The following is a 21280-nucleotide window of genomic DNA, read 5'->3' as shown; positions in this document are numbered from 1 at the left end:
GCGAACGCCCGGCACGCCCCTCCCCCGGCTACCGCCCAAGACACCCCGTCCACCTCATGCCACCCTGGATCCCATGCCCGAAGGAGACACCGTCTGGCAGACCGCCCGGCGCCTGCACACGGCCCTCGCCGGCCGTGTGCTCACCCGTTCCGACCTTCGGGTGCCCAAGTACGCCACGGCGGACCTCACCGGCCGCACGGTCCTGGACGTCACCCCACGCGGGAAGCACCTGCTCACCCGTATCGAGGGCGGACTGACCCTGCACTCGCACCTGCGGATGGACGGTTCGTGGAAGGTGTACGCCGCGGGCGAGCGCTGGAGCGGTGGACCCGGTCACCAGATCCGAGTCATCCTCGGCACGGCGGAGCGCACGGCCGTCGGCTACCGGCTCCCCGTACTGGACCTGCTCCGCACCACCGACGAGGACCAAGCCGTCGGCCACCTCGGCCCTGACCTCCTGGGCCCCGACTGGGACCCCGACAAGGCCCTGGCGAACCTCCTGCGCGACCCGGCCCGCCCGCTCGGCGAGGCCCTCCTCGACCAGCGCAATCTCGCCGGCATCGGCAACGTATACAAGAGCGAGCTGTGCTTCCTGCTCCGCGCAACCCCGTGGCTCCCCATCGGCGACCTCCCCGCCGAACACGCCGCCCAACTGCCCACCCTCGCCAAAAGGCTCCTCGAAGCCAACCGCGACCGCCCGGCCCGCAGTACGACGGGCCGCCGCGACCAGAACCTCTACGTGTACGGCCGCGCACCCCGCCCCTGTCTGCGCTGCCGCACCTCGATCAGCGCGGCCAACCAGGGCGACGGTTCCCGCGACCGCCCCACGTACTGGTGCCCGACCTGCCAATCGGGCCCGGCCCCCACGCCCGGTCGGCCAACCCAATGACCCACGGCCACCAGGTGTCTGACCAACCCTCATCACGTACAACTAATTGACGACCCGTCAGAAACCTTCGTACCGTCCCCTCATGCCCGTCACTGCGTACGACCTCACCGGACGCACCGCATTCGTCACCGGCGCCGCGAGTGGTATCGGCCGCGCCTCCGCCGTGCTGCTCGCGGAAGCGGGCGCCACCGTCCATTGCGCGGACCGCGATGCCCGGGGCCTCGACGAGACGGCGGCCCTCATCAAAGACACGGGCGGTACGGCCCACACGCACGCCCTCGACGTCACCGACCACGCCCAGCTCGGCGAGGTGGTCGCGGCCTGCGAGCGCCTGGACGTCATGGCCGCCATCGCCGGGATCATGCACAGCAGCCCGGTCCTGGAGACCCGGGACGAGGATCTCGACAGGGTCCTCGGCGTCAACTTCAAGGGTGTGCTGTACGCCTGCCAGGAGGCAGCCCGCACGATGATCGCGTCCGGCACACGCGGCAGCATCGTCACGATGACCTCGGGGGCCGTCGACACCGGAGGACCCGGACTGCTCTGCTACGGGGCGGCGAAGGCGGCTGTCGTCCAGTTGACCAAGACCCTGGCGACCGAGATGGGTCCGCACGGCATCCGCGTCAACGCGGTCGCGCCGGGCTGGATCCGTACACCCATGACCGACCGCCATGACGGCGAGGCCCAGGCGCGGACCGAGGCGTTCATGGCCCGCATGTCACCGCTGGGCCGAGTCGGCGAACCGACGGACATCGCACACGCGGTCCTGCACCTCGCCTCCGACGCGTCGTCCTTCACGACAGGCCAGATCCTCCGCCCCAACGGGGGTGTGGCAATGCCTTGGTAGCAGCGACCACCGACCGGGCCCCGAAAGATCCTCACCGAACCCGGAAGAGCCCCCGACGGCCCGATTGAAGAACTTTGCCGCCCGTCGGCAGCCCCCGGCCAGCAGACTCCTGCCGCCCAGGAACCCCGACGGCTCAGGAAGCCCCCCCGCGCCCCAGAAGCGGCCCACGCCTCATCCGCCTCAAAGCCTTCGAAACGCGCCGCCCCCACTGATCCGACCCGGCCGCCCCCGCAGCCCGCACCTTCGGCACACAATGCACCGGAAGCAGACTCAACCCCCACCCGCCCGCGACGACGGCACCCTCCACCACCCCGGCATCCGGCGCCCACGCCAGCCGCAGCACCCCCCACCACCACAGGCCCCCGCCCCCCAGAGCCAGCGCCCACCGCCCCCACTGCCCAGTCCGCACTGCCATGGCGCCACCTCCAGCCCAACTCCAGCCCGACGCTAGACCGCTCCGGTCACCTTCCGGCAGGGCGCACCGACACCAAGAGGGCGCACCCGGCGCACCAACAGCTCCCAACCCCGCACCGCACCACCCACAAGCCGACGCCCCTCCTCCGGCCCACCCCCGCCGAAGCCATCAACCACACCCGAAGCCACAAAGCCCCCAAGCTCCGTCAGCCCCTCTCCGCCTGGAACATCCAGTGATGCTTCTCGAGATCCGCCGTGATCCCGATGAAGATGTCCTGGCTCACCGGATCCGCCTCCCCGGTCGCCTCGACCCGCTCCCGCATCCGCCCGATCACCGCCGCGAGCCCATGCGCAACCGCCTCAACCGCATCCGTGTCCTTCACCCACCCGTCCGGCACGGCCGCGATACCGCTACTGCCGGCGACGGTCGCGGCACGCCCGTCGGGGGAGACGCCGAGCGTGGAGGCACGCTCCGCCACGGTGTCGGAGTGCAGCCGCGCGGTGTCCACGACCTCGTCGAGCTGGAGATGGACGGACCGGAAGCGCGGCCCGACCACGTTCCAATGGATCTGTTTGGCCACGAGCGACAGTTCCACCAGGTCGACCAACGCACCCTGCAGCGCCTCGGACACGGTCTTCAGATCAGCGTCGGACAACGGGCTCTTCACGACGTACATCGGCTTCCTCCGGTTCGGCCCCCGGCCTTCGCCCCGCCCCTCAACCATGGCCGCGCCGCTCCATCCCGGCAAATGGTGACAAAGGTCTCGCCGTCTCCCCACAGGAATCCGGCAAGAACCCCGGCCAGCACCCACCACACCCGCGAACCGCACACGCAAAAGCCCCGCCCGCACCCCTCCAGGTCTCCCCGGAGAGGCCCCGGCCGGGGCTCTCACACAGTTCTCTTCACATTTCAGCTCGCAGGCGCGAGCCCGTGGGCGTCAGGCGGCGACGACGTCGACCGCCTCCGCAGGCGCCTTGATGGTCACCCGTTCCGGCGGCACACCGGTCACCGAGACGGAATTGAGCCTCGGGCGTACCGGCGTGGGTACAGGCTCACTGGCCGCTGCCGACTGGGCCAGCTCGGCGAGTGCGAGCTCGTCGCTCACTTCCCGCATGAGCTCGGACATCCGTACATCCAACGCGTCGCAAATCGCGGAGAGCAGTTCGGAGGAAGCCTCCTTCTGCCCCCGCTCCACCTCGGAAAGATAGCCGAGTGAGACTCGGGCGGACGAGGAGACTTCGCGCAGAGTACGGCCCTGGCGCTGGCGCTGCCGACGCAGCACGTCACCAAGCAGGCGACGGAGCAGAATCATCGGTGGCTCCCTCCTCGGTCCGCGTAGCCGCATCCTTCTCGCCCCACCGTACCGCCTCGCGCCGCGGCCGTGCGGGGAGCGATGTCGTGTTCACTCAGGGCTGCAAACATCAAAACCCCCCGTTCTGTTCCGTATCCTGTGCCCGCTCATTCCCAGTACGTTCGCCCGCGATCTGCTCCAGAAGCAGTGCGAGTACGCTCCGTACACTCTCCATACGGATTTCCGTCCGGGAGCCGTTCAACCTCAGTGCCGCCACTTTCCCGCCAACCGGACCGGCGCCAGACACCCCTGAAGGCCCGTCCACGGCCACGAAAACCGTGCCGACCGGCTGTCCGTCCTGGGGCTCGGGCCCCGCGACACCGGTCGTCGCGATCCCCCAGTCCGCGCCGAGCGCCTTGCGCACACCGGCCGCCATCTGGGTCGCGACCTGCGGATCCACCGCCCCACGCTGATCCAGCAGAGTGGCGTCGACGCCGAGCACATCGCGCTTGAGATCGGTGGCGTACGCGGTCACCGAGCCACGGAAGGCTTTGGAGGCCCCGGGCACCGCCGCGAGCTCCGCCGCGACCAGACCGCCGGTAAGCGACTCGGCGACAGCGAGCGTCTCGCCCCTCACTGTGAGTAGTCGCAGCACTTCGGCGGCACTGGAGGTCATCCTTCCGCCTCCTCGGCGGCGGCCTTTCGTTCGGCCTGACCCTGGCGCCGCAGCACAATGGCCTGTCTCACATAGTCGAGCCCGGTGACGACGGTCAGGGCGACCGCCACACCCATCACCCAGAACCTCAGGGTCGCCAACGGCCCCGTCAGCGCCAGGATGTACATCCCGACGGCCGTGCCCTGCGCGAGCGTCTTGAGCTTGCCACCGCGGCTGGCCGGGATCACGCCGTAGCGGATCACCAGGAAGCGCAACAGGGTGATCCCGAGCTCACGCCCGAGGATCACTCCCGTCACCCACCACGGCAGATCGCCCAACGAGGACAGACAGATCAGCGCCGACCCCATGATCGCTTTGTCGGCGATCGGGTCGGCGATCTTCCCGAAGTCGGTGACGAGGTTGTACGTACGCGCCAGATGGCCGTCGAAGATGTCCGTGATCATGGCGACGGCGAAGGCGGCCCAGGCCCAGGCCCGCCACACCGGGTCGTATCCGCCGTCGGCCAGCATCAGCGCCACGAACCCCGGCACGAGCACGAGCCGGAGCATGGTCAGGAGGTTGGCGACGTTCCAGAGGCTGGCCTGGTCGACTGCCACGGCGCCAAGCTTCCCGGCACGCGCCGTCTTCGGCCCCTGAGAGCCCTTGGAGCCCTGAACACCGGAAGCGCCCGTACCCGAAGCGCCGGCGGCTCCATGCGCACCGGGGCCGCCCGCCGCGGATGCCGGGACTCCGGTCATCTGGCCGCCTCCTCAGGACTTGCGAGCGAGCCGGGGAGCGGCTCGGCCACCAGGTCGACACCTTCCGTACCGACCACCTTCGCCTCGACCATACGGCCCACGGTGAGACCTTCGCCGGTCGTGAACAGCACCTGGCCGTCGGTCTCGGGCGCCTGGTGCGCGGCGCGCCCGTACGCACCGTCCTCCTCGCCGACGGACTCGACCAGCACCTGCAGGGTCTCCCCGACGCGCTCCTCCGCCCGCTGCGAGACGAGCTCCTCCGCGAGCCGGGACACGCGCGCGAGGCGCTCGGCGACGACGTCCTCGTCCAGCTTGTTCTCGTACGTCGCCGCCTCGGTGCCGTCCTCGTCGGAGTACCCGAAGATGCCGATCGCGTCCAGCCGCGCGCCCGTCAGGAAGCGCTCCAGCTCCGCCAGGTCGTCCGCGGTCTCGCCGGGGAAGCCCACGATGAAGTTGGACCGCACACCGGCCTGAGGGGCCTTGGAGCGGATCGTGTCGAGCAGCCCCAGGAATTGGTCGGTGCTCCCGAAGCGCCTCATCGCGCGCAGCACACCGGGGGCGGAGTGCTGGAAGGACAGGTCGAAGTAGGGCGCGATCTTCGGCGTGGAGGTCAGTACGTCGATGAGCCCGGGCCGCATCTCGGCGGGCTGCAGATAGCTGACCCGCACCCGCTCGACCCCCTCGACGTCGGCGAGCTCGGGCAGCAGCGTCTCCAGCAGCCGGATGTCGCCGAGGTCCTTGCCGTACGAGGTGTTGTTCTCGGAGACCAGCATGATCTCCTTGACGCCCTGCTCGGCCAGCCAGCGCGTCTCCCCCAGCACGTCACTGGGGCGCCGCGAGATGAAGGAGCCGCGGAAAGACGGGATGGCGCAGAAGGAGCAGCGCCGGTCACAGCCGGAGGCGAGCTTCACCGAGGCGACAGGGGAGCCGTCGAGCCGGCGACGCAGAGGCGCGCGGGGGCCCGACTCCGGAGCGAGCCCCTCGGGAAGGTCCCCGGGACCGTGCCCCGGAAGCGCGACGTCCGCGCCGGCGCTCTGCCGCTCGGCCGGGCTGATCGGCAGCAGCTTGCGCCGGTCACGGGGCGTGTGCGCGGCGTGAATCCCACCGTTGAGGATGGTCTGGAGGCGGTCGGAGATGTCCGCGTAGTCGTCGAAGCCGAGTACTCCGTCGGCCTCGGGCAGGGCCTCGGCCAGTTCCTTGCCGTACCGCTCGGCCATGCAGCCGACGGCGACCACGGCCTGCGTTCTGCCGTGTCCCTTGAGGTCGTTGGCCTCCAAGAGGGCGTCGACGGAGTCCTTCTTGGCGGCCTCGACGAAGCCACAGGTGTTGACGACCGCGACGTCCGCGTTCTCGGCGTCCTCCACGAGGTGCCAGCCGTCCGCCTCCAAGCGGCCTGCGAGCTCCTCCGAGTCCACCTCGTTACGGGCGCAGCCAAGAGTGACGAGTGCGACGGTACGGCGTTCAGGCATGGGCTCAAGACTACTTCGTCCCACTGACAGCCCACGTCGACGGGGTTGGCCGATCTTGGCCAACCCCGTACCTGCGTGTCCCGAAAAGCCGTGCGCCTCAGTGAACCGCCCGCATCGGCCCGGTCCGGCACCTCAGCTCAGTCCAGCGGTGTGACTCATCCGACCTCGGGGTCGCCCTTCGTATACGTGAGGCGCTCGACGCCTCCCGGCTGGAACTCGTCCTCGATCTTCTTGCCGTTCACGTACAGCTGGAGCGCGCCCGCGTCACCGAGGACGAGGTCGATCTTCTCCTTGTCCTGGAAGGTCTTGGAGTCGCCCTGCTTCAGGAAGCCGTCGAAGAGCAGTCGGCCGTTGTGGTCCTTGGCCGAGATCCAACTGCGCCCGTCGGGAGCGGTCACCTGGACGGTCACCTTGTCCTGCGGCGCGGCCGCGATGGCGCTGTCCGACGGGTCGGGCTTGGGATCGGTGGGCTTGGTCGGGGTCGGCTTGCTCTTGGTGGGCTTGCTGGTGTTGGGGGTGGACCCCTCGGCGACCTGCGTCCCCGCACCTTCCCCGTCGTCGCCGTTGACCAGCGTGAACCCGACGAAGCCGATCACGGCGACGATCGCGGCGACCATGGCGGCGGTCCAGTTGGGACCCCGACGTTCCGGACGGATCCGCTCCGCCTCGAACATCGGCGCTGCCGGGGTCGGCGCCGGCCGCCCGCCGTGCTCGGCGTCGTACTGCGCGAGCAGCGGGACCGGATCGAGGTTCACGGCGCGAGCGAGGGTTTTGAGGTGACCGCGCGCGTAGACGTCGCCGCCGCAAGGGGCGAAGTCGTCCTGTTCGATCGCGTGCACGATGGCGATGCGGACCCGGGTGGCGTTACTGACGTCGTCGACGGTCAGCCCCGCCGCGATGCGCGCCTGCTGGAGAGCGCGGCCGATCGAAGGGCGATCGTCCTCTTCGAAGGGACGCTCGTCCTGAGGGGAGTTGTCGTCAGGGGAGTTGCCGATGGACACGGGGGCGCCTTTCGAGGGTGTAGCCACCTGTGCTGGGGGTTCAGTCTAGGGGGGGTCAGAAAGGGTGGGGCAACCGGGCGGTGGGACTTTGTACGCCATCAGAATGGCCGGACAGCCTGATGGTGGGACACGTGCCTGTCCCCTCCCTCAACTTGACGTGCGCCGAAGGGAAACGGTTGCTCGCCGTTTCCTTACGGGTGAGTCACGTTCGGATATCCACGCGCTCTCGCCCCACCCGCAAGGGGACCCGGCCTGCTCCCGATTCCTCACGGTTGAGCCTCCCCACGGATCACCGCGAGCACGCCGTCCAGTTCGTCAGCTTTCACAAGAACGTCACGTGCCTTGGAACCCTCACTCGGACCGACGACGCCACGGGACTCCATGAGGTCCATCAGCCGCCCGGCCTTGGCGAACCCGACCCGCAGCTTGCGCTGGAGCATCGAGGTCGACCCGAACTGCGTGGAGACGACGAGTTCCGCGGCCTGACACAGCAGGTCGAGGTCGTCGCCGATGTCCTCGTCGATCTCCTTCTTCTGCTTGGTGCCCACGGTGACGTCTTCGCGGAACACCGGCGCCATCTGGTCCTTGCAGTGCTGCACGATCGCCGCGACCTCGTCCTCGGTCACGAAGGCGCCCTGCATACGGGTCGGTTTGTTCGCACCCATCGGCAGGAAGAGCCCGTCGCCCTTACCGATCAGCTTCTCGGCGCCGGGCTGGTCGAGGATGACGCGGCTGTCGGCGAGCGAGGAGGTGGCGAAGGCGAGCCTGGACGGCACGTTCGCCTTGATCAGACCGGTGACGACGTCGACGGACGGCCGCTGCGTGGCGAGCACCAGGTGGATGCCGGCCGCGCGCGCGAGCTGCGTGATCCGCACGATCGAGTCCTCGACGTCGCGCGGCGCGACCATCATCAGGTCCGCGAGCTCGTCGACGATCACCAGGAGATACGGGTACGGGCTCAGCTCGCGTTCGCTGCCCTCCGGCAGCTTGACCTTGCCGTTCCTGATGGCTTCGTTGAAGTCGTCGATGTGGCGGTATCCGAACGCCGCCAGGTCGTCGTAGCGCAGATCCATCTCCCGTACGACCCACTGCAGCGCCTCGGCGGCCCGTTTCGGGTTGGTGATGATCGGCGTGATCAGGTGCGGAATGCCCTCGTAGGCGGTCAGCTCGACGCGCTTGGGGTCGACGAGGACCATGCGTACGTCCTCGGGGGTCGCGCGCACCATGACCGACGTGATCAGGCAGTTAATGCACGAGGATTTACCGGAACCGGTCGCTCCGGCCACCAGCACGTGCGGCATCTTGGCGAGGTTGGCCATCTCGTAGCCACCCTCGACGTTCTTGCCGAGCGCGACGAGCATCGGATGGTCGTCCTCGGCCGCGTCCGCGAGGCGCAGCACGTCGCCGAGTTTGACCATCTCGCGGTCGGAGTTCGGGATCTCGATGCCGACGGCCGACTTGCCGGGGATCGGGCTGATGATCCGCACATCGGGGCTGGCGACGGCGTACGCGATGTTCTTGGTGAGCGCCGTGATCCGCTCGACCTTCACGGCGGGGCCGAGCTCGACCTCGTACCGCGTGACCGTCGGGCCGCGCGTGAAGCCGGTGACGGCGGCGTCGACCTTGAACTCCATGAAGACGTTCGAGAGCGAGGCGACCACCGCGTCGTTGGCGGCGCTGCGCGTCTTGCCGGGACCGCCGCGCTCCAGGAGGTCGAGCGACGGCAGCGCGTACGTGATGTCGCCGGAGAGCTGGAGCTGCTCGGCACGCGGCGGGAGGTCGCGCGGCTCCTCGGGGGCGGGTTTGGTCAAGTCGGCGACTTCGGCCTTCAGCATCTCCTGCTTGGGCTTGGCGCCCTTGGTGCGCGCGGCTGGGACCGGTGCCGGCTCCTCGCGCCCGCCCGTGTCCTGCCGCTCCCCGCGGTCCACTCCGACGCCCTGTGTCAGATCGGCCACCAGCGGCGAGGGCGGCATTCCGTGCAGCACGGCACCGTCGAGCGCCGCCGCGGCGGCCGCGGCCACGTCGACCGCGTCCATGGGCCGATCCAGGGCGGGCTGCTGCACAGCGGGCCGCCTGGGACGGCTCCGGCGCCTGGAGAGGGCCTCCTGTTCGGCACCGTCCGGGTCGTACGCCTCGGGCGCCGTCCGACGCCGCCGGGAGCGACCGGGGAGCGCCTCGCGCCACTGCTCGTCGTAGCGCTCGTCGTCCTCGCCGAAGCCGTCCTCCTCGGTCTGGGGCTGTACGACTCCGAGCCGGACGCCCAGCAGCCGCAGCCGCTGCGGAATGGCGTTGACGGGGGTCGCGGTGACCACCAGGAGCCCGAAGACCGTGAGCAGCACGAGGAGGGGTACCGCGAGGACCTCGCCCATCGTGTAGGTCAGCGGGGTCGCAGCGCCCCAGCCGATGAGCCCGCCGGCGTCCCTTATCGCCTGCATGCCGTCGCTGCGCGCGGGCGACCCGCAGGCGATGTGGACCTGTCCGAGCACACCGATGACGAGCGCGGACAGGCCGATGACGATGCGCCCGTTGGCGTCGGGCTTCTCGGGGTGCCGGATGAGCCGGACAGCGACGACCGCCAGCAGTATCGGCACGAGCAGGTCGAGGCGGCCGAAGGCGCCGGTCACCAGCATTTCGACGAGGTCGCCCACCGGACCGCGGAGGTTGGACCAGGTCCCGGCGGCGACGATCAGTCCCAGGCCGAGCAGCAGCAGCGCGAGACCGTCCTTGCGGTGCGCCGGGTCGAGCCCCTTGGCGCCCCGCCCTATGCCGCGGAACACGGCACCGACGGCGTGCGCGACACCGAGCCAGAGGGCGCGCACCAGCCTGTACACGCCCCCGGTCGGGTTGGGCGCCGGCTTCGGAGGCGCGGCTTTCTTGGCCGCGGCCTTCTTCGCAGGCGCCTTTTTCGCGGGAGCTTTCTTCGCGGGGGCCTTCTTCGCCGCAGCCTTCGTCGGAGCGGCCGCCTTCTTCGCGGGCGACTTCTTGGCTGCGGACTGACGTGAGGCCATGAGTGTGAGGTTACCGGTGGAGACCACTGCGGACACGTGTGCCTACTGCTTCACCCGTTCGTGTCGCCCTTACGGTCACCCCAAACTGACGCGCCCTCACCAAGACACACGAAACCGGATCAGTCACTCACAGGAATGCGATCCGGCAGCGCAGATCGGGGCCCGCAGGCGGCAACCCGCTGAACTCGCTCCGAGCCAGACCCCGTTGACACTCGCTCAGGTCGCTAGATCGCGGCCCGCGTCACGCTGACCCAGCCCGCGCGACCGCCCCCGCAGCGACCCGTCAGTTCTGTCGCCGCGATCCGTCAGTTCTGCGAAGGCAGCGAAGCCGCCCCGCTCCCGGTCCCCGGCTCCAACGCGTCCAGCGCCCGACGCAACCCCGTGAGTTTGCGTTCGAGATGGGCCGCTGTCGCCACCGCCGCCGCGTCCGCCGAGTCGTCGTCGAGCTGCTTGGAGAGCGCCTCGGCCTGCTCCTCGACGGCTGCGAGCCGCGCGGACAGTTCGGCGAGCAGTCCCGCGGGCTCCTTGGCCTCGCCGACCGCGGTCTTGCCGCCACCACCCTCCAGCTGCAGCCTCAACAGAGCCGCCTGCTCCCGGAGTTGGCAGTTCTTCATGTAGAGCTCGACGAAGACCGAGACCTTCGCGCGCAGCACCCACGGATCGAACGGCTTGGAGATGTAGTCCACCGCACCGGCCGCATACCCCCGGAAGGTGTGATGCGGCCCATGGTTGATCGCGGTGAGGAAGATGATCGGGATGTCCCGAGTCCGTTCTCGCCTCTTGATGTGCGCGGCGGTTTCGAAACCGTCCATGCCCGGCATCTGGACGTCCAGCAGAATGACCGCGAAGTCGTCCGTGAGCAGTGCTTTGAGCGCTTCCTCCCCGGACGATGCCCGCACCAGTGTCTGATCGAGCGCGGAGAGGATCGCCTCCAGCGCCAGCAGATTCTCCGGCCGGTCATCGACCAGGAGGATCTTGGCCTTCTGCACCATGGCCCGCCCTCCTCGCCCCGGCAGTGCACCGGGCGCCGCCCCAGGGGACGACTCCCTTGCGCCGCCCGTCCTTGTGCCGGTCATGGTAGCCGCACCCCGCCTGTCGCCACACCCTGTCACCGCGATGTCACTGTGCACGTAGCAGAAACGTAGCGGGAGACCAGAAGGTTCCCCGAATCCCGGGTTTCTACACGGCATCGAGCACACTCAGTCAACAACTGGGCGTGCCCGCCTCGCCACTCGATCACTCCTGGCCGTCCCGTCCGGTCACTGCTCGCGCATCCACTGTTGCATCACCGCCAGCAGGTGATCAGGATCGACCGGTTTCGTCACATAGTCGGAAGCCCCCGACTCGATGGCCTTCTCCCGGTCACCCTTCATCGCCTTCGCCGTGAGCGCGATGATCGGCAGCCCGGCGAACTGGGGCATCCGGCGAATCGCCGTCGTGGTCGCGTACCCATCCATCTCGGGCATCATGATGTCCATCAGGACGAGCGTCACATCATCGTGCTGCTCCAGCACTTCGATGCCCTCGCGGCCGTTCTCGGCGTACAGCACCGACAGTCCGTGCTGCTCCAGGACACTGGTGAGCGCGAACACGTTGCGAATGTCGTCGTCGACGATCAGCACCTTCTCGCCCTCGAACCGGAAGACGGCGCGCGACTGCGCGGCCGCCTCCTCGCCGCCCGCGGCCCAGGTCTGCTGAGCCTGCGTCTGCTGCCCCAACAGCGCGGGCCGCTGCTCGGCCCCGGACACGGCCCTCCGGCGCCGCCTGAAGAGCGCGGCGGTCCCATTCTGGGCCTCCTGGTACGACTTGACCTCGGCGGGCGTCTCCACATGAGCGCCGCCCTCGTCCTCGGCGGGCGGCAGAAACTCCCCGTTCGCCATCGACGGGGCGAGCTGCGGATAGCCCTGCGGCGGCAGTTCACTCGGGTGCAGCGGCAAATACAGCGTGAACGTGGAGCCGCGTCCCGGCTCGCTCTGCGCGTGGATCTCGCCACCCAGGAGCCGCGCGATCTCCCGCGAGATGGACAGCCCCAGACCCGTACCGCCGTACTTGCGGCTCGTCGTACCGTCCGCCTGCTTGAACGCCTCGAAGATCACCCGCATCTTGCTGCCCGCGATACCGATGCCGGTGTCGGTCACGGAGAACGCGATCAGGTCGGCGTCCGCGTCCCGCAGCGAGCCCGCTTCCAGGAGCTGCTCCCGGATGGCGACCGGCACCTCCGCGCCCGCCGGCCGGATGACCAGTTCGACCGCTCCGGAGTCGGTGAACTTCACCGCGTTGGACAGCAGGTTGCGCAGCACCTGAAGAAGCCGCTGTTCGTCCGTGTGCAGCGTGGCCGGCAGTTCCGGAGACACACGTACGGAGAAATCGAGGCCCTTCTCCGCTGTCAGCGGACGGAAAGTGGCCTCTACGTAGTCGACGAGTTGGACCAGCGCGATGCGGGTCGGCGACACGTCCATCTTGCCCGCCTCGACCTTCGACAGGTCGAGGATGTCGTTGATCAGCTGGAGCAGGTCGGAGCCCGCCCCGTGGATCGTCTCGGCGAACTCGACCTGCTTCGGAGTGAGGTTGGAGTCCGCGTTGTCGGCGAGCAGCTTGGCCAGGATCAGGAGCGAGTTGAGCGGCGTACGCAGCTCGTGCGACATGTTGGCGAGGAACTCGCTCTTGTAGCGCATGGAGACCGCGAGCTGTTCGGCACGCTCCTCCAGGACCTGCCGCGCCTCCTCGATCTCGGTGTTCTTGACCTCGATGTCGCGGTTCTGCTGGGCCAGCAGCTCGGCCTTCTCCTCCAGCTCGGCGTTGGACGCCTGGAGGGCCTTCTGCCGGTTCTCCAGCTCGGCCGACCGCTCCCGCAGCTGCTCGGTCAGCTCCTGCGACTGCCTGAGCAGCACCTCGGTCTTCGTGTTGACCGCGATCGTGTTGACGCTCGTCGCGATCATCTCGGCGATCTGGTTGAGGAAGTCCTTCTGGATCTGAGTGAACGGCTGGAACGACGCCAGCTCGATCACCCCGAGGACGGTCCCTTCGAAGAGCACCGGCAGCACGATGACATGCGCCGGGGGCGCCTCACCGAGCCCGGACGCGATCTTCAGATACCCCGGCGGCACGTTCTCCACGAGAATCGTGCGCTTCTCCTTGGCGGCCGTTCCGATCAGCGTCTCACCGGGCCGGAACGACGTCGGCATGGACCCCATCGAGTACCCGTAGGACCCGAGCATGCGCAGTTCGTACGAGTCGTCCTGAGCGGCGCCCACGTCCTTGCCGTCGTCCAACGGCATCGCCAGGAAGAACGCGCCGTGCTGCGACGAGACCACCGGAGTCAGCTCGCTCATGATGAGCGAGGCCACGTCGGCGAGGTCGCGGCGGCCCTGCATCAGACCGGAGATCCGGGCCAGGTTGCCCTTCAGCCAGTCCTGCTCCTTGTTGGCGATCGTGGTGTCGCGCAGGTTGGCGATCATCTTGTTGATGTAGTCCTGAAGTTCCTGGATCTCCCCGGAGGCATCCACGTCGATCTTCAGGTTGAGGTCCCCCCGGGTCACCGCGGTCGCCACACGCGCGATGGCGCGTACCTGCCGGGTCAGGTTCCCGGCCATCTCGTTCACCGACTCGGTGAGGTCGCGCCAGGTGCCGTCGACGTCGCGTACGCGCGCCTGGCCGCCCAGTGCTCCCTCGGTGCCCACCTCTCGGGCGACCCGGGTGACCTCCTCGGCGAACGACGACAGCTGGTCGACCATCGTGTTGATGGTGGTCTTCAGCTCGAGGATCTCGCCGCGCGCGTCGATGTCGATCTTCTTGGTCAGGTCGCCCTTGGCGATGGCCGTGGTGACCATCGCGATGTTGCGCACCTGGCCGGTCAGATTGGACGCCATGCCGTTCACGGACTCGGTGAGGTCCTTCCACGTACCGGCGACCCCCGGGACGTGCGCCTGACCGCCGAGGATGCCGTCCGTGCCCACCTCGCGGGCCACCCGCGTGACCTGCTCTGCGAACGAACTCAGCGTCTTCACCATCGTGTTGACGGTGTCCGCGAGCTGGGCGATCTCGCCGCTCGCCTCGACCGTGACCTTCTTGGTGAGGTCACCGTTGGCCACCGCCGTCGCGACCTGGGAGATGTTGCGCACCTGGCCGGTCAGGTTGTTGGCCATCACGTTGACGTTGTCGCTCAGGTCCTTCCAGATGCCCGTGACGCCGGGCACCCGCGCCTGTCCGCCGAGGTTGCCGTCGGTGCCCACCTCGCGGGCCACCCGGGTCACCTGCTCGGCGAAGTTCGACAGCTGGTCCACCATCGTGTTCACGGTGGTGACGAGGGCGAGGATCTCGCCCTTCGCGTCGACGGTGATCTTCTTGGACAGGTCGCCCTTGGCTACGGCGGTCGTGACGTCAGCGATCTGCCGCACCTGGATGGTGAGGTTGTTCGCCATGAAGTTCACGGACTGCGTGAGGTCCTTCCAGGTGCCGGAGACACCCTGCACCTCGGCCTGACCGCCGAGGATGCCCTCCGTGCCCACCTCGCGGGCCACCCGCGTGACCTGCTCGGCGAAGTTCGACAGCTGGTCCACCATCGTGTTGAGGGTGTTCTTCAGCTCCAGGATCTCGCCGCGCGCGTCCACGTCGATCTTCTGCGACAGGTCACCGCGCGCCACCGCGGTCGCCACCTGGGCGATGTTGCGCACCTGCGCGGTGAGGTTGCCGGCCATGCCGTTCACGGAGTCGGTCAGGTCTCGCCACACACCGGCGACGCCCGGAACCTGTGCCTGACCGCCGAGCCGGCCGTCCGTACCCACCTCACGGGCCACACGGGTCACCTGCTCGGCGAAGGCGCTGAGCTGGTCGACCATGGTGTTGATGGTGTTCTTCAGCTCGAGGATCTCGCCGCGCGCGTCGACCTCGATCTTCTGCGACAGGTCACCACGCGCCACCGCCGTCGTCACCTGGGCGATCTGCCGTACCTGGGACGTCAGGTTGCCCGCCATGAAGTTGACGGAGTCGGTGAGGTCCTTCCAGGTGCCGCTGACGCCGTCCACGCGCGCCTGACCGCCGAGCCGGCCCTCCGTACCCACGTCACGCGCCATGCGCGTCACCTGGTCGGCGAAGGTCGACAGCTGGTCCACCATCGTGTTCACGGTCTTCTTCAGTTCCAGCATCTCGCCGGAGACGTCCACGGTGACCTTCTGCGACAGATCGCCGTTGGCCACCGCCGTCGTCACCTGCGCGATGTTGCGCACCTGACCGGTGAGGTTCCGGAACGCGGTGTTGACGGAGTCCGTCAGGTCCTTCCAGGTACCGGCCGCGCCCGGCACCTGCGCCTGGCCGCCCAGCTCACCCTCGACACCGATCTCCCGCGCCACCCGCGTGACTTCGTCACCGAAGGACGACAGCTGGTCCACCATCGTGTTGACGGTGTTCTTCATCTCCAGCATCTCGCCGGCCACATCGACGGTGACCTTCTGCGACAGGTCACCGCTGGCCACCGCCGTCGTCACCGAGGCGATGTCCCGCACCTGGGTGGTGATATTCCGGAAGACCGTGTTCACCGAATCGGTGAGGTCCTTCCACGTTCCCGCCGCACCCGGCACGTTCGCCTGGCCGCCGAGCCGCCCCTCGCCGCCGACCTCGTTGGCGACCCGGGTCACCTCGTCCGCGAACGTACGCAGCGTCTCGGTCATCTGATTGATCGTCTCGGCGAGCTGCGCCATCTCACCGCGCGCCGAAACAGTCACCTTCTGCGACAGATCACCGTTGGCGACAGCAGTGGTCACCTGGGCGATCCCGCGCACCTGGGCCGTCAGATTGCCGGCCATAAGATTCACCGAATCGGTGAGATCCTTCCACACACCGGCCACACCCGGCACCTGCGCCTGCCCGCCGAGCTCACCCTCCGTACCGACCTCACGCGCGACTCGCGTCACCTCGGAGGAGAACGAAGAGAGCTGGTCCACCATCGTGTTGACGGTGTTCTTGAGCTCCAGCATCTCGCCGGCCACATGAACCGTGACCTTCCGGGACAAGTCGCCCTTGGCGACCGCCGTCGTCACCAGCGCGATATCCCGCACCTGCGCCGTCAGCCGGTACGCCATCGTGTTGACCGAGTCCGTGAGGTCCTTCCACGAACCGGACATTCCACGCACCCGCGCCTGCCCGCCCAGCTTGCCCTCCGTGCCCACCTCGCTGGCCACGCGCGTGACCTCGTCGGTGAACGTGGACAGCTGATCGACCAGGTTGTTGACCGTGCGGCCGACCTTCAGGAACTCACCGCGCAGCGGATGCCCATTGCCCCCGTCATCCGTCTGCGCCCGCAACTCCATACGCGGCGACAGATCACCCTCGGCCACCGCGGACAGCACCCGGCCGACCTCGGAGACGGGCCGTACGAGGTCGTCCACGAGCGCGTTGGACGCGTCGATCGCCGAGGCCCAGGAACCCTCGCAGGCGCCCGTCTCCAGCCGCTCCGTGAGCTTGCCCTCACGCCCGACCATGCGCCGTACGCGCGACAGCTCGCCCGTCAGATGCAGATTACGGTCGGCCACTTCATTGAAAACCGCCGCGATCTCAGACATCACGCCGTCGCCGGAAACCGTGAGCCGCTTACGGAAGTTGCCGTCCCGCATAGACACCAAGGCCGCCAGCAGCTTGTTCAGGGCCGCGGTGTCCACCGCCGTGCTCCCATTGCGCGGTTTGCGCTGGTTACTAAGGGACTGTCCGCCTTTTGCGCGCGCCTTAGTGCCCCGCGTCGCTGCGCCAGACTCCACTGTGTCCCTCCCGCAAGGGTCGACCATCACTGCTCGGCGTACTCGGGTACTTCTGCTCGGCGTACTGGAAGGCACTCACAGCCTGCCAGGACCTTCCCTTGAAGCTTGCCCAGTGTTTCACCATGGCTGAACCAGGCCATAACAGTTCGGCAGCTTCGCACATCGTCCGCACACACCCTCCGGACGGAAACAGTGGTGACCGGCATCCGCATGGACCGCGAAGGTAAGTAACCTTGCATGCGGCTGTCCAGCCGCGCCGACCCGTCCGGCCTGGGCGGTGGCACGAGCACGAGCGGGCAGGCATCGGAGGGGCGCCGCACCATGACCACCGGACTGCATCCTGGGGGACCACCCCAGGATCCCCGGCCGACGGGGAACCAGCTTCTGCCCCGGCAGGAGCGGGTCGGCCACGGAACCCCGCACCCCGACAACCGGACAAGGAGTTCTGTGATCACCGCGCGCGCGGCCGCCAGCTTCGATCCCGTCGGGCGGTCCGTCGCGACCGCTCGGTCCTTCGTCCGTGACACCCTCCAGGGCTGGGGCTTCGCCGACATCGTCGACGACGCCGTGGTCCTCACCAGTGAACTGGTCACCAACGCAGTCGTGCACGCGGGCACATCCGCGGACGTCCTGTGCCTACGCAGCGACGACGGCGTACGGATCGAGGTGGCGGACCGCTACCCCGAACGCGAGATTCCACTCCAGGCGACCGCCATCAACATGGGCAGCCCCGACCGCGAGGGCGGCCGCGGTCTCCAGCTCTGCGCCGCCCTGGCCGGCCGCTGGGGCGTCGAGTACACGCCCACGCACAAACAGGTCTGGTTCCAACTGGCCCTCCCGGAACGCTCGGTGGGCACGCGCGCGGCCGGCCCCGCCCTCCCCGCAGACCTGCTCCCCCTCGCCGACGGCCGGGTCCGTGTCGCGGTCGTCCAGATCGACCGCGCCGGCGCCATCAACGCCTGGAACGAGGACGCGGAGGAACTCTTCGGGTACGCGGCCGAGCAGGTCATCGGCAAGCCCCTGACCGACCTCGCCGCCTGGCCCCACACTCCCGGCACCAGCACCGGCATCGTCGAGGCGCTCCAACTCTCGCGCTGGGAGGGCAGTTACGGCCTCCGCGGCGCCAATGGCCGCGTGACACCGGTGTACGCCTCGCATCTGCGCGTACGGGACACGGGCGGCGAGCCCTCGACAGTCTGCCTGCTCGTACGCGACCATGAACGTGCCGTCCTCCAGACCCCGTTGCGCGTGTCGGCGTCCGACACGACCACCAGCTCCGAGGGCCAGGCCTCGGACCCCTTCGAGGTCTTCATCGGCTCACCGGCCCCCGACGATCTCGACGGCCTCCTCCAGCGCACGGTGGAGCGCGCCCGCGACATGCTCGACGGCGACTCCGCCTTCCTGCTCCTGGCGACCGACGACGAAACGGAGTTGGAGGTACGCGCCTCCACGGGCCTGCCCTCCGCCCGCCAGCGCTTCGCCCGCGTCCCCGTCGAAGCGGGCCCCGGCCGCTACGGCTCGGCCCGCATGCCCGCCGTACACGAGGACCTTACGGTCGTCCCCGGCGCCGTTCCGCTCCTAAGCGGCACCGGCATGCGCTCGGTCGTCACGGTCCCGCTCAAGGTCGAGGGCCGTCTCACCGGTTCACTCGGCGTCGCGGCCGAGGCCCAGGGTCGTTACTCGAACGAGGAGGCCCTGCGGCTCCAGTTCGCCGCCGACCGCATCGCACTCGCCGTGGAGTCGGCACGCCTGGGCGAACTGGAGCGCCTGCGCCGCGGCTCCCTGTCCTTCCTCGTCGAGGCGTCGGACCTCCTCGCAGGCACGCTCGACCGCGATCAGACACTGGCCCTCATGGCCCAGATGACCGTCCCGACCCTGGCCACCTGGTGCGCCGTCTACACGATCGCCGACCAGGCCTCGGACCCGTATCTCTCGTACGTCCTGCACGAGGACGAGGAGCGCATCGACGGCCTCAAGGCCCTGCTGTCGAAGATCGCCCCACCGGACCCGGTCCCGACCCCGGGCGCCCGCGTCTGGTCGGCCCCCGCCGAAGCAGCCCACCAGGCGGCCCTACGCACCTCCATGCGCAGCCTCGGCCTGGGAGAGCCCGCCACGGTGAGCTCCGGCATCGGTACGACACTGGCGACGGCCGCCGCGGTCGGCGGCGAGACGGTCGTACTCCCCCTGGTGGCCCGCAACCGGGTCATCGGCATGCTGACCCTGGGCAAGCCGTCGGACGAACACTTCCGCCAGGAAATCCTGGAACTGGCCGAGGACTTGAGCCGAAGGGCCGCCCTGGCCCTGGACAACTCCCGCCTGTACTCGGAGCGCATGGCCATCAGCCAGTCGCTCCAGCGCAGCCTCCTCCCCCCGGAACTCCCCCACATCGAGGGCGTGGAGGTCGAGGTCATCTACCGCGCCGCGGGCGAGGGAAACGAGGTCGGCGGCGACTTCTACGACCTCTTCCCGATCCGCGACGGCGCGTACGGCTTCGCCATCGGCGACGTCTGCGGTACGGGCCCGGAGGCGGCCGCGGTCACGGGGCTCGCCCGGCACGCGCTGCGCCTGCTGGCCCGTGAGGGCTTCGGCGGCCCGGCGGTCCTGGAGCGCCTCAACTCGGCGATCCTCGACGAGGGCGCCCGCAGTCGCTTCCTCACGCTCCTGTACGGCGAATTGTGGCCCCAGGAGGACGGCTCGGCCCTACTCAAGGTGGTCTGCGCCGGCCACCCGCTTCCCCTCCGCCTGCGCCAGGACGGCACGGTCGAACCGGCCGCCGAACCCCAGCCGCTTCTCGGCGTCATGGACGACCTGGAGCTGTACGAGCAGACGGTGACGCTCGACCCGGGGGACGTCCTGCTGTGCGTGACGGACGGCGTCACCGAACGCCGCGAGGGAACCCGCATGCTGGGCGACGACGGCCTCACAGACGTCCTCACCACCTGCACGGGCCTGACGGCCGGCGCGGTGGCCGCCCGCATCATGCGCGCGGTCGAACGCTTCGCTTCAGACGCCCCGTCCGACGACATGGCCATTCTTGCGATGCGCGTTCCGGGCCTGCGCAAGGACTAGCGCGGGACAGCCGGTCCGGGATATGGGAAAGGTCCCCGCCCTATTGGGCGGGGACCTTTCCCGTCAGAGCCCCCAAACGGAATCGAACCGTTGACCTTCTCCTTACCATGGAGACGCTCTACCGACTGAGCTATAGGGGCCTGTTGCTTTCGAGGTCTCCCTCGCGGCAACGCAATAGATCATACCCCGAACGGCGGCGTACTCCCAACCAGGCATCCACGTCGGAACGGCTAGAAAGCAGGCTGCAGGAGCCCACCGAGCGCATTGCACGCCGACACGATCCGCTGCATCTCGCGCTTCGTCAAAACCGCGTCAATCGGCAGCGCCAGCGTCTCGTCAGCGGCCCGCTCGGTCTCCGGAAGGCAGACGTCACACCGAAATCCGGGCATCCGGTGCACGGGAGTCTTCACTGGCACATGGCACTCAATTCCCCTACTCCGCACAGCACGCGCGAAGGCGTCCCGGTCCGGCCGCCCGTTCCCCGGTACCCGCACGACGTACTGCTGGTACGTGTGCTCCGTGCCGCGCTCCGGCGTCCGCACACCCCTCAACCGCCCGTCGAGGAAAGCGGCATGAGCCCTGCGCTCCTCGACCTCGTCGTACGGCGCCTTGGACTCACCCTGCTCAAGCAGCAGCAGACCGTGCCGCTGACCGACGTCCCACAGCCGCGCCATGTCAGCGGGCCGGCCGAATCGGTGCACGGCGACAACGGCGACCGTTCGCGGGCCGACCACGGCGTTCACCTCGGCGGCGTCGAGGCAGTACGTCGCCGGGTCGATGTCGGCGAACACCGGCGTCGCACCGGCCAGGATCACGGCCTCGGCGACCTCGACGTTGCCGAACGCCGGCACGATGACCTCGTCACCGGCTCCAACGCCCGCGGCCCTGAGCATTCCCACAGTCCCCATGCTCGGGATGTTGGTCGCGCAACGTGAACTCCAAGTAACACACAACAAAAAAGAGCTGGTCCCCGAACCGAAGTTCAGGGACCAGCTCTTCAAGATTTGTTCGGCGGTGTCCTACTCTCCCACAGGGTCCCCCCTGCAGTACCATCGGCGCTGTAAGGCTTAGCTTCCGGGTTCGGAATGTTACCGGGCGTTTCCCTCACGCTATGACCACCGAAACACTA

At 68.8% G+C, this 21280-nt stretch carries 13 protein-coding genes, 1 tRNA gene and 1 rRNA gene; 3 read left to right on the top strand and 12 right to left on the bottom strand.

Annotation, left to right across the window (positions count from 1 at the left end; genetic code table 11):
• Window positions 1-73 precede the first annotated feature (73 nt).
• Together ACTWQR_RS27205 and ACTWQR_RS27200 are read left to right on the top strand one after the other, a co-directional pair.
• Window positions 74-889 (top strand): Fpg/Nei family DNA glycosylase, encoded by an 816-nt coding sequence (locus ACTWQR_RS27205; RefSeq protein ID WP_443229797.1) that lies wholly within the window; start codon window positions 74-76, stop codon window positions 887-889.
• Between the two features lie 82 nt (window positions 890-971).
• Window positions 972-1736, top strand: coding sequence for an SDR family NAD(P)-dependent oxidoreductase (locus ACTWQR_RS27200; protein ID WP_443229796.1), 765 nt, complete (start codon window positions 972-974; stop codon window positions 1734-1736).
• 620 nt (window positions 1737-2356) lie between these two features.
• On the opposite strand, the gene ACTWQR_RS27195 is transcribed toward ACTWQR_RS27200, so the two are convergent.
• From ACTWQR_RS27195 to ACTWQR_RS27155, 9 genes are all read right to left on the bottom strand, one after another.
• Window positions 2357-2827, bottom strand: coding sequence for a Dps family protein (locus ACTWQR_RS27195; protein WP_443229795.1), 471 nt, complete (start codon window positions 2825-2827; stop codon window positions 2357-2359).
• 261 nt (window positions 2828-3088) lie between these two features.
• Window positions 3089-3463, bottom strand: a complete 375-nt coding sequence (locus ACTWQR_RS27190; protein WP_443229794.1) for a helix-turn-helix domain-containing protein — start codon at window positions 3461-3463, stop codon at window positions 3089-3091.
• A 109-nt stretch (window positions 3464-3572) separates the two neighbouring features.
• Window positions 3573-4118, bottom strand: a complete 546-nt coding sequence (locus tag ACTWQR_RS27185; protein ID WP_443229793.1) for a CinA family protein — start codon at window positions 4116-4118, stop codon at window positions 3573-3575.
• Window positions 4115-4855 carry a CDP-diacylglycerol--glycerol-3-phosphate 3-phosphatidyltransferase gene (gene pgsA, locus ACTWQR_RS27180; RefSeq protein WP_443229792.1) on the bottom strand — a complete coding sequence of 247 codons (741 nt, stop codon included), beginning with the start codon at window positions 4853-4855 and terminating at the stop codon, window positions 4115-4117. Before pgsA ends, ACTWQR_RS27185 begins: the two co-directional genes overlap by 4 nt.
• The gene (rimO, locus tag ACTWQR_RS27175; protein WP_443229791.1) at window positions 4852-6324 is read right to left on the bottom strand and encodes a 30S ribosomal protein S12 methylthiotransferase RimO; all 1473 of its coding nucleotides are present in this window, start codon (window positions 6322-6324) and stop codon (window positions 4852-4854) included. The genes pgsA and rimO overlap by 4 nt, the downstream gene beginning before the upstream one ends.
• A gap of 155 nt (window positions 6325-6479) precedes the next feature.
• Window positions 6480-7325, bottom strand: coding sequence for a helix-turn-helix domain-containing protein (locus ACTWQR_RS27170; protein WP_443229790.1), 846 nt, complete (start codon window positions 7323-7325; stop codon window positions 6480-6482).
• 266 nt (window positions 7326-7591) lie between these two features.
• Window positions 7592-10333, bottom strand: coding sequence for a DNA translocase FtsK (locus ACTWQR_RS27165; RefSeq protein ID WP_443229789.1), 2742 nt, complete (start codon window positions 10331-10333; stop codon window positions 7592-7594).
• Between the two features lie 305 nt (window positions 10334-10638).
• Window positions 10639-11325, bottom strand: a complete 687-nt coding sequence (locus ACTWQR_RS27160; RefSeq protein ID WP_165267119.1) for a response regulator — start codon at window positions 11323-11325, stop codon at window positions 10639-10641.
• Window positions 11326-11592: 267 nt separating this feature from the next.
• Window positions 11593-17082 (bottom strand): HAMP domain-containing protein, encoded by a 5490-nt coding sequence (locus tag ACTWQR_RS27155; RefSeq protein ID WP_443229788.1) that lies wholly within the window; start codon window positions 17080-17082, stop codon window positions 11593-11595.
• Window positions 17083-17403: 321 nt separating this feature from the next.
• On the opposite strand from ACTWQR_RS27155, the gene ACTWQR_RS27150 reads away from it, so the two are divergent.
• Window positions 17404-20151, top strand: coding sequence for a SpoIIE family protein phosphatase (locus tag ACTWQR_RS27150; protein ID WP_443229862.1), 2748 nt, complete (start codon window positions 17404-17406; stop codon window positions 20149-20151).
• Between the two features lie 67 nt (window positions 20152-20218).
• Here the strand turns inward: ACTWQR_RS27150 and ACTWQR_RS27145 are convergent.
• The 3 genes from ACTWQR_RS27145 to rrf all read right to left on the bottom strand — a co-directional run bounded on the left by ACTWQR_RS27145 (window position 20219) and on the right by rrf (window position 21274).
• Window positions 20219-20291, bottom strand: a tRNA-Thr gene (locus tag ACTWQR_RS27145).
• 90 nt (window positions 20292-20381) lie between these two features.
• Window positions 20382-21044 (bottom strand): DegT/DnrJ/EryC1/StrS family aminotransferase, encoded by a 663-nt coding sequence (locus tag ACTWQR_RS27140; protein ID WP_443229861.1) that lies wholly within the window; start codon window positions 21042-21044, stop codon window positions 20382-20384.
• A gap of 113 nt (window positions 21045-21157) precedes the next feature.
• A 5S ribosomal RNA gene (gene rrf, locus ACTWQR_RS27135) occupies window positions 21158-21274 on the bottom strand.
• Window positions 21275-21280 lie beyond the last annotated feature (6 nt).

It is taken from the genome of Streptomyces sp. 2A115, assembly GCF_052245575.1.
Taxonomy (GTDB): domain Bacteria; phylum Actinomycetota; class Actinomycetes; order Streptomycetales; family Streptomycetaceae; genus Streptomyces.
Note: the sequence above shows the minus strand (reverse complement) of the source record. Positions and strands in the feature narration are given on the sequence as shown.